12 protein-coding genes are annotated in these 13,891 nt (G+C 68.7%); 7 read left to right on the top strand and 5 right to left on the bottom strand.

What is annotated here, in order from left to right; genetic code table 11:
- Window positions 1–2: 2 nt before the first annotated feature.
- Both NL114_RS14915 and NL114_RS14910 read right to left on the bottom strand, forming a co-directional pair.
- Complete coding sequence (locus NL114_RS14915; RefSeq protein WP_254821710.1) at window positions 3–584, bottom strand: NADPH-dependent FMN reductase; 582 nt, start codon at window positions 582–584, stop codon at window positions 3–5.
- 63 nt (window positions 585–647) lie between these two features.
- A complete protein-coding gene (locus NL114_RS14910; protein ID WP_254821709.1) occupies window positions 648–2,627 on the bottom strand; it encodes an AMP-binding protein in 1,980 nt (659 codons plus the stop codon).
- 165 nt (window positions 2,628–2,792) lie between these two features.
- Here NL114_RS14910 and NL114_RS14905 point away from each other — a divergent pair, with 165 nt between their 5' ends.
- The 4 genes from NL114_RS14905 (at window position 2,793) to mce (ending at window position 6,596) form a co-directional block, all read left to right on the top strand.
- On the top strand, window positions 2,793–3,380 hold the full coding sequence (locus NL114_RS14905) for a GNAT family N-acetyltransferase (protein ID WP_254821708.1): 588 nt from the start codon (window positions 2,793–2,795) through the stop codon (window positions 3,378–3,380).
- Window positions 3,381–3,430: 50 nt separating this feature from the next.
- Window positions 3,431–4,378: a type IV pilin domain-containing protein gene (locus tag NL114_RS14900; RefSeq protein WP_254821707.1), complete on the top strand. Its 948-nt coding sequence runs from the start codon at window positions 3,431–3,433 to the stop codon at window positions 4,376–4,378.
- Between the two features lie 85 nt (window positions 4,379–4,463).
- Window positions 4,464–6,146, top strand: coding sequence for an acyl-CoA mutase large subunit family protein (locus NL114_RS14895; protein WP_254821706.1), 1,683 nt, complete (start codon window positions 4,464–4,466; stop codon window positions 6,144–6,146).
- A gap of 63 nt (window positions 6,147–6,209) precedes the next feature.
- Window positions 6,210–6,596, top strand: a complete 387-nt coding sequence (gene mce, locus NL114_RS14890; protein ID WP_254821705.1) for a methylmalonyl-CoA epimerase — start codon at window positions 6,210–6,212, stop codon at window positions 6,594–6,596.
- Window positions 6,597–6,602: 6 nt separating this feature from the next.
- Here mce and NL114_RS14885 read toward each other — a convergent pair whose 3' ends face one another.
- Together NL114_RS14885 and NL114_RS14880 are read right to left on the bottom strand one after the other, a co-directional pair.
- Window positions 6,603–7,346, bottom strand: coding sequence for an AMP-binding protein (locus tag NL114_RS14885; protein WP_254821704.1), 744 nt, complete (start codon window positions 7,344–7,346; stop codon window positions 6,603–6,605).
- Between the two features lie 496 nt (window positions 7,347–7,842).
- Window positions 7,843–9,549: an acyl-CoA carboxylase subunit beta gene (locus NL114_RS14880; RefSeq protein WP_254821703.1), complete on the bottom strand. Its 1,707-nt coding sequence runs from the start codon at window positions 9,547–9,549 to the stop codon at window positions 7,843–7,845.
- Between the two features lie 240 nt (window positions 9,550–9,789).
- Here NL114_RS14880 and NL114_RS14875 point away from each other — a divergent pair, with 240 nt between their 5' ends.
- On the top strand, window positions 9,790–11,103 hold the full coding sequence (locus NL114_RS14875; protein ID WP_254821702.1) for an MFS transporter: 1,314 nt from the start codon (window positions 9,790–9,792) through the stop codon (window positions 11,101–11,103).
- A 506-nt stretch (window positions 11,104–11,609) separates the two neighbouring features.
- On the opposite strand, the gene NL114_RS14870 is transcribed toward NL114_RS14875, so the two are convergent.
- Window positions 11,610–11,846: a DUF5816 domain-containing protein gene (locus NL114_RS14870; protein WP_254824722.1), complete on the bottom strand. Its 237-nt coding sequence runs from the start codon at window positions 11,844–11,846 to the stop codon at window positions 11,610–11,612.
- A 196-nt stretch (window positions 11,847–12,042) separates the two neighbouring features.
- Between NL114_RS14870 and NL114_RS14865 the strand changes: the two genes are divergently transcribed.
- Together NL114_RS14865 and NL114_RS14860 are read left to right on the top strand one after the other, a co-directional pair.
- Window positions 12,043–13,431: a bifunctional metallophosphatase/5'-nucleotidase gene (locus tag NL114_RS14865; RefSeq protein ID WP_254821701.1), complete on the top strand. Its 1,389-nt coding sequence runs from the start codon at window positions 12,043–12,045 to the stop codon at window positions 13,429–13,431.
- Between the two features lie 52 nt (window positions 13,432–13,483).
- Entirely contained in the window at window positions 13,484–13,891 is a 408-nt protein-coding gene (locus NL114_RS14860; RefSeq protein ID WP_254821700.1) for a universal stress protein, read from the top strand.

The raw sequence follows: 13,891 nt of genomic DNA, 5'->3' as shown, positions 1-13,891 counted from the left end.
GCTCAGTCCCCGGCGCCCTTGTTCTGCACGGCCTCCGCACACCGCGGGTCCGGTTCGATGTTGGCGTACTCGACGACACGCCGACCCAGCACGTCGACGCGCTCGGCCAGCCCCTCGTCGACCAGTTCCCCGCCCTCGTACTTGCCCGAGACACGGGGGAGTCCGACCTGATGCGGGACGACCCAGGCGTTGAGCGCGCGACAGACCGACCGCAGGTGCTCCAGCGGCGTCGTCGGGAACGACCCGCCCGCCACGCAGAGTAGCCCGACGGTCGTGTCCTCGAACTCGTCGAAACCACAGTAGTCGAGCGCCGTCTTCAGCACCGAGGAGTACGACCCGTGGTAGGAGGGCGTCCCGAGGACGACCGAGTCGGCCCGCTGGACGGCGGCGGCCAACTGGGCTGCGTCGCCGGGTTCGTCCGCGTCGGCATCGTAGACAGGCAGGTCGAACTCCCGGAGGTCGAGCAGTTCGGTGGTGGCGCCGCGCCGGTCTGCCTCCCGGAGGGTACGCTCGACCGACAGGCGGGTGTAACTGTGGTCCCGGAGACTCCCGGCGATACCGACGACGTGTGGCTGCTGACTCATGACCGGGCTTACGACGGAGGTGAACTTATCTCTCAGGTGATATCGGTTTCACGAGACTCGTTGTCACCGCGCGTCCTCAATCTCCTCGATGGCGCCGGGGTTCTCGATGGACGAGAGGTCGCCCAGGTCCTCGCCGACGTGGGTGGCCTGGATGACACGCCGGACGATTTTCCCGGACTGTGTCATCGGGAAGTCGTCGACGAACAGGAGTTCGCGGGGGCGGAACGGCTTGCCCAGCTCCTCGCCGACGTGGTCGCGCAGCTCCTCGCGAAGGCCGTCGGACTCCTCGTAGCCGGACTCGAGCTGGACGAACGTCACGACCGCGGTGCCGGTCGTGTCGTCGGGGACGCCGATGGCGGCGGCGGCGTTGACGGCGTCGTGGTCGATGAGTGCGCCCTCCACCTCGGCGGGGCCGACCTTCCGGCCGGCCACGTTGAGCGCGTCGTCCGCACGGCCGTGGAGGAACCAGAAGCCGTCCTCGTCCTCCTGGGCCCAGTCGCCGTGGTCCCACATATCGTCGAATCGACTCCAGTACTCCTCGAGGTAGCGCTCGTCGCCCGACCAGAGCGATTTGGTCATCGAGGGGCACGAATCGCGCGCGACGAGGTAGCCCCGTTCGTGGCTGTCGCGGATGGACTCGCCTTTCGCGTTCACGATGTCGATATCCATCCCCAGCCCCGGCGAGCCCAGCGTACAGGGCTTGAGCGACTGACCGGGCAACGGCATCAGGAAGCAGCCGAAGATCTCCGTGCCGCCGGAGATGTTGATGATGGGGCACTCCCCGCCGCCGACGTGCTCGTGGAACCAGAGCCAGGACTCGGGGTCCCAGGGCTCGCCGGTCGAGCCGAGCAGGCGGAGGCTGGAGAGGTCGTGGTCCTCGACCCATTCGTCGCCCTTCTTGCGCAGTGCCCGGATGGCCGTCGGGGAGATGCCGAAGACGGTGAGGTCGTGCCGGTCGATCATCTCCCAGAAGCGGTCGGGTTCGGGGTGGTCGGGCGCACCCTCGTACATGAAGATGTTCCCGGCGAACGTGTGGTTCCCGATGAGGGTCCACGGGCCCATCATCCAGCCGATGTCGCTGACCCAGAAGAAGCGGTCCGAGTCCTGATGGTCGAAGCCGAAGTAGATCTCCTTCGCCGCCTGCATCTGCGCACCGGCGTGCGTGTGGACGATGCCCTTCGGCTTGCCCGTCGTCCCCGACGAGTAGAGCAGCATGCACTCGTCCGAGGCGTCGGTCTCGACCGTCTCGAACTCGTCGTCCTGCCGACCGACGGCGTCGCTCCAGAACTCGTCGCGGCCGTCGGTCATCGCCGGGTCCGAGTCCTCGAACCGTCGGTAGACGACGACGCTCCCCACGTCGGTGTCGGCCTCCTCGATGGCCTCGTCAGCGGGGTCCTTCAGACCGACCTCGCTCCCACGGCGGTAGAACCCGTCTGCGGTGAACAGCAGGTCCACCTCGGGGTCCTCGAGACGGGTGGCCGTAGCGTCCACCCCGAATCCGGAGAAGATGGGGACCGCGATGGCGCCGGCCATGAAGATGCCGTACATGATGCTGGCCACCTCCGGCACCATCGGCATGTACAGGCCCACCGTGTCGCCCTTCTCGATACCACGCTCGCGGAGGCAGTTGGCGACCTGGTTGGACTGCCGTGCGAGTTCGTGGTAGGTCGTCTCCCGGACCTCGCCGTCCTCGCCCTCCCAGGTGATGGCGACGCGGTTGCGTTCGGGGGCGTCGAGTTCGGCCCAGCGGTCCACGGTGTTGTGCGCGACGTTGATGGACCCGCCGGGGTACCACTCGGTGAACTGCGGGCCGTCGCTGTCGTCCCGGACCTCGTCGTACGCCTCGTACCACTCGACGCCGAGATGCTCCGGGAGCGCATCCCAGAACCACTCCACGTCGTCGGCCGAGGCCGCGATGAGGTCGTCGAGCGAGTCGTAGCCGTGTTCCTGTGCGAACTCGTAGGCGTTCGTCTCCTCGACGTACCCCTCGGGCGGTTCGTAGACCACCCGGTCGGTCTCCTCCAGTGTGGTGTCGGGTGCCATCGTGTCCGGTGGTGGGACCGGCCCCGACAAGAAACCTTCCGAACCGGACAACAGACAACTCGTTTAGCGTGTACCCGGCGCCGGCACCGCCGTGCCGCCGGGGACCGTGCCAGTGTGGCCCCTGCGGCCTGCACACTTTAACCATGCAGGCGTCAAGGGTCGGGCATGTACGTTCGGGACGCGCGCAACCGGGACGAGGCGTGGCTGCTGGACGGAATCGAGGCTATGGGGCTCGACGAGACCGCGTTCCGGTCACGGGACTACGTCATCGCGGTCGACGACGAGTCCGACACGCGAGCCGGGTTCGGGCGCCTGCGCTACCACCCGACCCCGAGCGACCCGGAGGTAGCCGAACTGACCAGTATCGGCGTGATGGACGGCTGGCGGAACCAGGGCGTCGGTGCCCACGTCATCGAGCGCCTCGTCGACACCGCGGAGATGGAGGGGTTCGACCGGGTGTACTCGCTGACCTCCCAGCACGAGTACCTCTCGCAGTTCGGCTTCCGCCCCGTCGAGACCGAGGACCTGCCCGACCTGCTCCGGGACCGACTCGAGGCCAAGCGCGAGGAACTCGACCCCGAGGCCATCCCGATGGCCATCGACCCCGACCGGTTCCGGATGCCCGAGGAACTGCGCGAGCGGTTCAAGCAGGCCGCCGAGGCCGTCGACGAACCCGAGGAACCGGAGGAGACCGCCGAGGACTTCGGCATCGACCCGGACGAGGCGACGTACAAGTACGACACGGGGTCGTAGCGGGGCGGCTCGTCGGTACGGTTTAGTTACCCCGGTCAGAGTGTGGGAACATGCCCTCTCGACGGCAGTTCCTGCTGAGTAGCGCAGCACTCGGCGCGGCGACCCTCCCAGGCACCGCCGCCGCCAGCCCCAGTCGCCCGACCGCCGACGTGGACGCCGCCCTGAACGCGTTCGGTTCCGGTGCCGTCAGTGGTCGCATCGCGCCCCGTTCGCTCCCGCGAATCGGTGCAGCCGCCGACCGCGTCGCGGCCGAGGCACCAGCGGTGGCCGACAACGTCGCCGGGCGACTTCCATCGACCGCCGACACGCTCGCGGCGCGTGACGGCGCACTCGGTTCGCTCGCGGACGCGCCCCTGCACGTGGAGACGGTCGCCCCGACCATCGACGGCGTCGCCACGTTCGCCGTCGGCGTCGATTTCACCACACGAGGACCCGTCGTCCGTGCGCGGGTGACGGGCTCCGAGGGCGCACCCGCCCGGGCGGAGGCGCTGGACGCGCTCGCGGCGGCCGGACTCCCGGTCGCCGCGCTGGACCCGTTCGCCGTCCGGGACGGCGACGACCTCGCGCTGTACGCCGGCGTCGCGGACCGGGACGACGAGCAACCGTTCGTCCTCGCGCTGTTACTGGTCGTCCTCGCGGCCGTCGTCGGGACGTTCGTGCTGGGGCTGGGCAGCAGTACGAGTGGCAGCAGCAGCGGGGGTGGTAGCGCGAGAGAGGTCCCACAGGTCGCGTTCTCGTTCGAGTACAGCGCCGACACCCAGCGCGTGACCATCACCCACGACGGCGGCGACAGCGTTGAGGCGAACGAACTGCAGGTGGTCTACGAGAGCGACGGGAGCAGGGCGGTCGAACGATGGCAGGACGACGACGGCAGGGTCACCGCGGGTGACTCGTTCACCACGAGCCGACCCATCGCCTCGGGCGCGACGCTCCGGGTCGTCTGGCAGAGCAGCGACGGGAACAGCGGTGCCGTGCTGGGCGAGTTCACGGCCCCGTAGGCGCGCCGACGCGATGGCTCCCGTGGCCGATGGGAGTCGGCAGCGGTCCCGACCATTCAAGCGGCCCGCCGTGGTAGGGCGGTGCATGTTCGACGAGGAGGACCTCGAGGCGATACAGGAGGGCCACGAGGAGTGGAAGGAGGAGACGTACGGCCCGACGGTCGACCGCTTCGGGGAGCGCAAGGAGACGTTCACCACCGACACCGGCGGGACCGAGGTGGACCCGCTGTACACGCCCGCCGACGTGGGCGACCTCGACTACGAGGAGGACCTGGGCAATCCCGCCGAGGAACCCTACACACGCGGCGTCTACTCCACGATGTACCGCGGGCGCCTGTGGACCATGCGCCAGTACGCCGGGATGGGGACCGCCCGGGAGACCAACGAGCGGTTCCACTACCTCATGGACGAGGGGCAGACCGGCCTCTCCATGGCGTTCGACCTGCCGACCCAGATGGGGTACGATTCGGACGCGGCGATGGCGGAGGGCGAGGTCGGCAAGTCGGGTGTCGCCATCGACTCGCTCGACGACTTCGAGACCGTCTTCGACGGCATCCCGCTCGACGAGGTTTCCACGAGCATGACCATCAACGCGCCCGCATCGGTCCTGCTCGCGATGTACATCGCCGTCGGGGACAAGCAGGGCGTGCCGCGCGAGGAACTCCGCGGGACCATCCAGAACGACGTACTGAAGGAGTACATCGCGCGGAACACCTTCATCTACCCGCCGGAGCCGTCGATGCGACTCATCACGGATATCTTCGAGTTCTGCGCCGACGAGGTGCCCAACTTCAACACCATCTCCATCTCGGGGTACCACATCCGCGAGGCCGGCTCCACGGCTGCACAGGAGATCGCCTTCACGCTCGGCGACGGTATCGAGTACGTCGAGGCCGCGGTCGAGGCCGGGCAGGACGTCGACGAGTTCGCCCCGCAGCTCTCCTTCTTCTTCGCCTCCTACAACAACATCCTCGAGGAGGTCGCGAAGTTCCGCGCCGCCCGCCGGATGTGGTACAAGATCATGGAGGAGCGCTTCGACGTCGAGAAGGACGCCTCGAAGCAACTCAAGTTCCACACCCAGACCGCCGGGTCGACACTCACCGCCCAGCAGATCGAGAACAACGTCGTCCGCGTGGCGTACCAGGCACTCGCGGCCGTGCTCGGCGGCACGCAGAGCCTCCACACGAACGGGAAGGACGAGGCGCTCTCGCTGCCGACGGAGAAGTCCGTGCGGACGGCGCTGCGCACCCAGCAGATCCTCGCCCACGAATCCGGCGCGGCCGACACCATCGACCCGCTCGCCGGGAGCTACTACGTGGAGTCGCTGACGGACGAACTCGAGCAGGAGGCGTTCGCCATCCTCGACGAGGTCGACGAGCGTGGCGGCATGCGCCAAGCCGTCGAGGCCGGCTGGGTCCAGCGGCAGATCCAGGACACGGCCTTCGAGCGCCAGCGCGAGATCGAGGCCGGCGAGCGGACCATCGTCGGCGTCAACGACTACCGGGTCGAGGACGAGGAGAAATCCGAGGACATCGAGCAGGTCTCCGAGGAGGACCAGCAGCGCCAGCGCGAGAACGTCCAGCAGCTCCGTGACGACCGCGACGACGCGGCCGTCGAGGACGCGCTCGACGACCTCCGGGCGGCCTGCGAGGGCGACGAGAACGTGATGCCCTACATCGTCTCGGCGGTGAAGGCATACGCGACGACGGGCGAGATCTGCGACGCGATGCGCGATGTCTTCGGGGAGTACCGGGGCGCGACGGTCTGACGGTTCCCGGACCGCCGGTGTCGCCGACGGTAGGGATTAGTGGCCACCCCCGGAACGGCCGGTATGCATATCGACCACGCCGGTATCGCGACCGACGACGCGGCCGGGCTCGCCGACCTGTACGCCGACCTCCTCGACTGTGAACACGTCCACAGCGAGACGTTCGACGGGATGGATGTCCACTTCCTCGACTGCGGGAACGGCTACCTCGAACTGCTGGAACCGCTGGAAGAGGAGGGTGCCATCGCGCGCTATCTCGAGAACAACGGCCCCGGCATCCAGCACCTCGCATTCGGGACCGACGACGCCGCGGACGCGCTGGACCGCGCGCGCGGCCTGGGCATCGAGTGTATCGACGAGGAACCACGCCCGGGGGCGTGGGGCCACGAGGTCGCCTTCCTCCACCCGCGGGATACGGGCGGCGTGCTGGTGGAGTTCGTCGAGCACTGAGCCGGGCTACAGCACGCTGTCGGCCGACAGGGTCCGAGCCTCGGGCACACCGTCCGCGGTCCGGTCGGGCCCGAGGACGGCACAGTCGCCCGATACCTCCTCGTCGGGGAGCAGTATCTCGCCGCCGGCCAGCAGCGGTGCCGCGGTGCCGGCCGCGACGACCCCCGGGTGCGTCAGCGGCCCCCGGACGGCGACCGTGTCGTCCGCATCGAGACCCAGCGCCTCGACTGCCTCGCGGGCCGCGTCCATGACGGCGCCGTGGCTCACGGTCCGCCCCTTGACGGCCAACAGGGCCGTTTCGGGACGGACGATATCGGGCGGCGCGGTCGGGTTCTCGCTCCAGACCTCCCGCTCGAAGTAAGCGTACGAGGGGTCGGCCGGTTCCTCACCGTACGCGACGTAGCGGGTCCCGGGGGGGTAGTCGTAGTCGTCGACCCGCGCCGTCGGCACGACCAGAGCCTTCAGCGACCCCTGCTCGCCAGTCAGCGGCGGGGCGAACTGCACGGTCGCGCCGAGCATCGACGCTCCGAGCAGCGTCAGCACGGACTCCGGAACCGGGTCCGCCGCGAGCCCGACGGTGGCGCCCTCGCGGACGCCCTCGTTCCGGAGGTAGTTGCCGACCTTCCAGGATGTGGTGCAGCAGCGCCGCCAGTCGTACGCCCGCCCGGACGAGGGATGCCGGAGCGCGGGCCTGTCACTCCGGCGCTCGCGGGCCACGCAGTCCCCGAGAACGGCGTACTCGTCGGTCATGCAGCAGGCTACGAACGGCCGGGCGAAAAGACGTGCGACGGCGGCGATGTGTCGCGTCGCTAGCGAACAGGCGGCACCGCTCCCGCGCGCCGGACCGTGGTGCCGCGCTGGCGGAACCGACCGAGGAGTGGCGTTCTCCCCGCTCGAGCCGGCGGCCCGGCGATAGCTCGTCAGGTCACGGGGGCGCTGGTCGCGGGTTCGTACTTGAATCTACGTGCCGAAGATATAAACACCAAATCAACGACCTGTTTGGCTAATATCGATACTTCATCAGAAATATGCGATCATATGAGGAAAATACCGAGGAGACTGACAATCAATAGGTTGCATCCGCGCGAGCAGGGCGGGGTTCAGTCCCGCTTGCAGTCGGACGCAGTCCGACGACGCAGCGAGCGCGGTTCACCGCTCCGAGCGGCCGGAGGCCGCGAGGAGCGGCTTTTTGGTGCAGATTTTTTCGAGGGGGGTCGCCGACGGCGACCCCTCGAAAAAAGGTGCGTTAGAAGAAAACGGTCCCGTGGTGTCGCGGCCGTTCCTCGCGGCGCTTGTTGCCACAGTAGGTGTCGAGTCGTCGTTCGAGCTGCTTGCGGAGGTCCCCGGCCGGGAGGAGTTCGTCGACCTCCATCTGACTGGCCTGCGCGCGGATATCGATGTACTTGTCGAACTCCTCCTTGGCCGATTCGATGAAGGCGTCCTTCGCGTCGCCCTCCATATCCTCGATGGTGTCGGCGAACAGGGCGTTGACAGCCGCATCGGGTCCCATGACACTGATCTCGGCCGACGGGAGCGCGAGGGTGGCGTCCGGTCCGAAGGAGGGGCCGGCCATCGCGTAGATACCCGCGCCGTACGCCTTCCGCGTGATGACGCAGAACTTCGGGACCTGCGCGTTGGAGGTGGCGTAGATGAACTTCCGGCCCTTCCGGAGGACGCCCTCCTTCTCGACCGCCGAGCCGATCATGAAGCCGGGCGTGTCACAGAGGTAGATGAGCGGGATGTTGTAGGCGTCGCAGGTCCAGACGAAGCCCGCGCCCTTGTCGGCCGAATCGGGGAAGATGGCGCCGGAGACGTGGTTGGGCTGGTTGGCGACGATACCGACCGTGCGGCCGTCGATGCGGCCGAGACCCGTGACCAGTTCCGGACGGAAGTCGGGTTTGAGTTCGAGGAAGGAATCGCGGTCGACGACACGGTCGATGACATCGTGGACGTTGTAGGCCTTGTTCGGCTCGTCCGGGATGACCTGGTCGAGTCCCTTCGGGTTCTTCTTGGGCGGCTGGCCGGGCACCCGCGGGGGCTGCTCGGCGTAGTTCTGCGGGATGAGTCCGAGGACGTCCTTGACCTTCTCGGCGGCCGTCTCCTCGTCGGGGACGACGATGTCGCAGGAGCCGGAGTGCTGGGCGTGCAGGTGGGGCCCGCCGAGTTCCTGCATCCCGGAGACGTTCTCGCCGGTCATCGCGCGGACGATGCGCGGCGAGGCGATAGCCATCCCGGAGATGTCCTCGACCATGATGAGGTAGTCACAGAAGACCGGAGTGTAGGCCGACCCCGCCACGTCCGGGCCGTAGAGGACGCCGATCTGCGGGATCTGCCCGGACATGATGCACTGGTTGTAGAACATCTTGCCGCCCCGGTAGCGGTCCATGTGGGTGTCGCCGGGCTCGCGCTCGTCGGCGTTGAGTCGGGCGCCCGTCGAGTCGACCAGCCGGAGCATCGGGATGTTCAGGTCCATCGCGCGCTCCTGGATGCGGATGACCTTCTCGACGCCCATCTGCCCGAGCGACCCGGCCTTGACGGTGTAGTCGTTGGCCGTGAACGCGACCTTCCGGCCGTCGATGGTGCCGATGCCGGTGAGGAGGCCGTCACCGGGCAGGTCGTCGTCGTCCGTGTGGCGCGCGAAGGTGCCGTCCTCGTACTCGATACGGTCGAAGATCATCTCCAGACGGTCCCGGACGAACACCTTGCCCAGTTCGTCGATCTTGTCGAAGCCGCGGTCCGGGCCGCCGGACATGATGGCCTCGATCTCCTCGCGGATGCGCTCCTCGCGCTCGGTGACGACGGCCGCCTCCTCGTCCCAGTTCTCGCCCGCGGCTGCCAGGTCGCCCCCGCCGCGGTCCCGCAGTTCGACGGGGACCCCGAGATGCTCGGAGACGGCCGTCGCGATGGCCTGTGCGATCTCCTCGTCCGTCTCGTCGTCGATGGTTATCTCCATGGGTGGATACGTCGGGCAACTGTACGCGAGTTCAAAGTTGCACCGATTCGTGTGAACAGCTACCCCCCGCGCCGGCAAATAGGTACTGGTGGGGGCGGGTTCTCGGGGGCCGACCCCCGCTGTCGGGAGCGGCCGGGATATGAACAGGGCGGCGGTTGCCGGTGTTCGGCGGGTATAGGCACTTAAATCGATAGTATTACCCGGGGAAAGAGTTAGGGCCCCATGCTAGCCTGTGAAACTATGGCATTCTCCACGCGGCCGAGCCTGCGACCCGAATCGTACCGGTGGGGTGTCCTCGGGGTCGCCTTCCTCGTCCACGCCACCTGTATCGCACTCATCTGGCAGGCCGTCCCGCCGCTGAAGAAGGCGATGGCGCCCACGCTCGGAACGGAGTGGGGCGCGGTCGTCGTCGTGTACGCCGCCTTCAGTTTCGGGATGATGCTGACCCAGTTGCCCGGCGGCACGCTGGGCGACAAGTATCCGCTCCGGTACGTAGTCGGGGCCGGGGCCGTCTTCGCCGGCGTCGCCACGGCCATCCGCGCGCTCGCCCCGACGCTGACCGGGCAGATCGTCCTGAGTCTCGTCGCCACCGTCGGGATGGGCCTGGTCAACCCGAACCTCATCAAGATCGTGACGGAGTGGTTCCCACCCGAGCAGCTCGGGCTCGGGCAGGGGATCCTCATGTCGGGCAACACGCTCGCCTCCGGCCTCGCGTTCTCGCTGTCGGCCGGCGTCATCCTCGGCGCGGTCGGGTCGTGGCAGTACGTCTTCGTCCTCTACGGCGGCCTCACGGTCGTCGCCGGCGTTCTCTGGTTGCTCACGGTTCGCTCACCGCGCGACACCGAACGCCCCACGAATCCCGAGACGGGGCTGCCGTTCCAGACCGACAGCGGTGTGCCCCTGCGCGAGTCGCTGGGGGCCGTGGCGCGCTCGCCCTCGACGCCGTGGGTCGTGCTCCTCTCTATCCTCTCGTTCTGGGCCATCATCGGCTCGCTCTCGGTCCTCCCGGAGTTCGCCGACGCGATGCCGTACGCCGTGCCCGAACTCATCCTCGGGACGCCGCTGTTCCTCGCGACGCTGGGTGCGCTCACGCTCCCGGTGCTGTCGGACCGCTTCGGCCGCGGCCCGGTCCTCCGGGTCGCCGTCGTCGGCCTCGCGACGGGCATCCTGCTCACCGGCTTCGCGCCGTCGCTCCCCGTCTTCGTCCTCGGGATGGTCGTGGCCGGCCTGTTCGGCGGCGGCCTCAACGCGATGTTCTACCTCCTCCCCGGCGCGCTCGCCGACATCGACAACGCCCACGTCGGGACGATGGCCGGCGTCATCCTCTCGCTCGGACAGATCGGCGCCACCGTCGCCTCCGTCCTCGGCGCGCAGGTGCTCGAGAACGCGGACTTCATTCCCGGCATCCCCGCGGTCGCCGAGTCCGCGATGACGGTCGCCATCCCGGTCCTGCTGGGGCTGCTGTGCGTGGGTCGCCTCCGGCTGCAGGAGGCCGTACTGGACGAGGACGGCACCGACGCGGCCGTCGACGAGGACGCCGCCGTCGAGGGGTAGGCGGCACCGCGTCCCGGCCCTGCTTCTATCCGGCACGTCGCGCCGCTCGTCAGTCGACCGGGCGCGCGCTGGCGGCTGTGCCGCAGGCCAGCCGCCGCCAGCGCGCGAGGGCCGAGGAGCGCAGTGGAGGGAGCGTAGCGACCGAAGCGAGCACCGCAGGCGGTTGGGGAGGCGTGAGGTCGACAGCTGCCGACTGACGGATACGCGGCCCTAGTGGACTCGAAGGTGAGCCGAGCGAAGCGAGGCGAACGCCGAAAGACGAAGTCTTTCGGAAGGCGAGCGCGCTCCGGGAAGCACGCCGACGCAAGCACCGAGTGAGTGAACGAAGTGAGCGACCGAGGCGCGCAGCGAGGCGCGCGACCGGAGCGTGTGAGGGCTTCGTAGCCGGTTACGTAGTCGCAGTCGGTGTCGACGAGCACCACGCGCGCATAACGGCTATATCCAGATTTGAGATATTAAATCAGTCTCTCGGCCTAAAAAGACCCAATTATGGAATTGAACCCGCATTACTCGTGCGCAGCGTCCCACTCGTCCGGTTTCTTGTAGTTCGCACACACGTTACACTGCACCCGACCCATCGAGTCCATCGCGTTGTCGAACGTCTCGCAGTTGGTGCAGTAGTAGCCCCACCGCTCCTCGCGTGCCGGCGAGGCGTACGCGACGAGGAACGGCCCCTTCTGTCCGCGTTCGGCCTCGTCGAGCGCGACGTACAGCGGCCCGTCCGGCCCCTCGTGTTCCTCCAGTCGGTCGTCGGGCGCCGGTTCGAGGTCCGGGGCCGCATCCCCCTCAGCGTCAGCGTCGGCGTCGGCATCGGTCATATGCCCCGGTAGCGGACTCGGCGGCTAAAGCCTTCCCACGCGGGGAGCGTGCGGGCCGTGTGCCCTGCGAGCCGAAGCCGTCAAACGCACCGGGCGCCTCGCTTCGTCCGACGAGACGACGATGACAGGTCCCCGGCTCCTCCACTACTCCGACATCGAGAACGCCTACGACACGCCCGAGCGCATCGGGCGGCTGGCGGGCACCCTGCGCGAGCGCCGCGCCGCTGATCCCGAGCGCGCGCTGGTCTGTGGAACCGGCGACAACATCGCACCCGGCGTGCTGGCGCTGACCACGAGGGGTGCGCAGGCGCTGGACTTCTTCGAGGCCGTCGGGACCGACGTGGAGACGTTCGGCAACCACGATTTCGATTTCGGCCCCGAGCGTACGCGGGAGCTCGTCGCCGAATCGCCACAGCAGTGGGTGACCGCCAACGTCGAGGAGGCCGGCTCGCGCTTCGCCGCCGAGCACACCCTCCCGTGGACCGTCCGGGAGGCCGGCGGCGCGACCGTGGGCTTCGTCGGCGTCACGAGCGCCCTGACGGCCTCCATCAACCCGGAGGCGAAGGACCTCGGCTTCACCGAACCCGTCCGCGCCGCCCGCGAGGCCATCGCCGACCTCCGGGCCGAGCGCGCCCCCGACTACGTGGTCGCGCTATCACACCTCGGCCGGGACGACGAGCGCATCGCCGCCGAGACCAACGTCGACGTGGTTCTGGGGGGCCACCTCCACGCCGAGACCGTCGAGCGCTTCGACGACACGATCCTCACGCGACCGGGCGTCAACGGCGCGGTCTGCTTCGAGGTGCTGCCCGAGACGGGCGAGGTCCGGCGCCACGCCGTCGACGACGGGCCGCTCCATGCCGACCTCGCCGACAATCTCCGCGAACGGATGGCCGCGGCCGGCCTCGATGAGGTGGTCGCGCACGTCGCCGACCCCGTCGAACGGACGGAGGCCGCCTGCTTCCACGGGGAGTCGCGTATCGGCAACTTCGTCGCCGACGCGTACCTCTGGGCCGGGAACCGCGCCGTCGAGGACGGCGTCGACCTCGCGCTCCAGAACAGCGGCGGCGTCCGCTCGGGCCCACCACTGGCGGGCGATGTGACGGTCGGTGACCTCGTCAGTGTCGTCCCGTTCGAGGAGCCCGCGGTCGTGCTCGAACTCGACGGGGCCGCACTCCGGGCGGTGCTGGCCGAATCCGGCGGCTCCGATGTGGGCTTTGGCGCGCCCGACTGGTGGCACGGCCACGTCGCGGGCGCCGAGCTCGTCTACGACTACGCCGGCCACGACCTCGTCGACGCGCACGTCGGCGGCGACCCCATCGACGACGACCGGACGTACCGGCTCGTGACGGCGGCCTACCTGCTCCACACCGCCGACGAGTTCCCGACCCTGACCGGGCTGGAGCGCGTCGCGACGCTGGACACGCAGTACCAGCTCCTCGTCGACTACGCCCGGGCGTGCGGCATCGACCCGACCATCGAGGGCCGGGTCGAACGGCGGGGACTGTGACGGCGCTCCCGAACGGAAAGGTTCAGGCGATACCCCACCGCAGTCCAGCACGATGACGCTCGTCGTGGTGCCGGTGCGCTATCCGCTGACGGACCACTCGAAGGCGACGCTCGCCCGCGCCATCGAGGTGGCCGAGGAGCACGACGCCGAGCTGACGGTCCTCCACGTCAACCTCTACCAGGACAGCGGCCGGGTGAGCCGGACGGAGCTGAAGCGGGCGGTCCGCCGCGCGTTCGGCGATCTCCCGGATGTCCGCTTCGTCGTCCGGTCCGGGTTCCTCGTCGAGGAGACCATCCTCGAGGAGGTGGCCGCCGAACGCGCGGACTTCGTCGTCATCGGGCAGAAGCAGGCCGGGCGCTGGCGGCGGATGCTCCGCAGCCTCGTCGACGACCCGGACATCGAGACCTACCTCCGCGAGAAGCTCGACTGCACCGTCGTCACCGCGACCGCGACGAACTGA

It is taken from the genome of Haloglomus halophilum (assembly GCF_024298885.1).
GTDB classification, from domain to species: Archaea; Halobacteriota; Halobacteria; order Halobacteriales; family Haloarculaceae; genus Haloglomus; species Haloglomus halophilum.
This window is presented reverse-complemented; position numbering and strand designations above follow the sequence as displayed.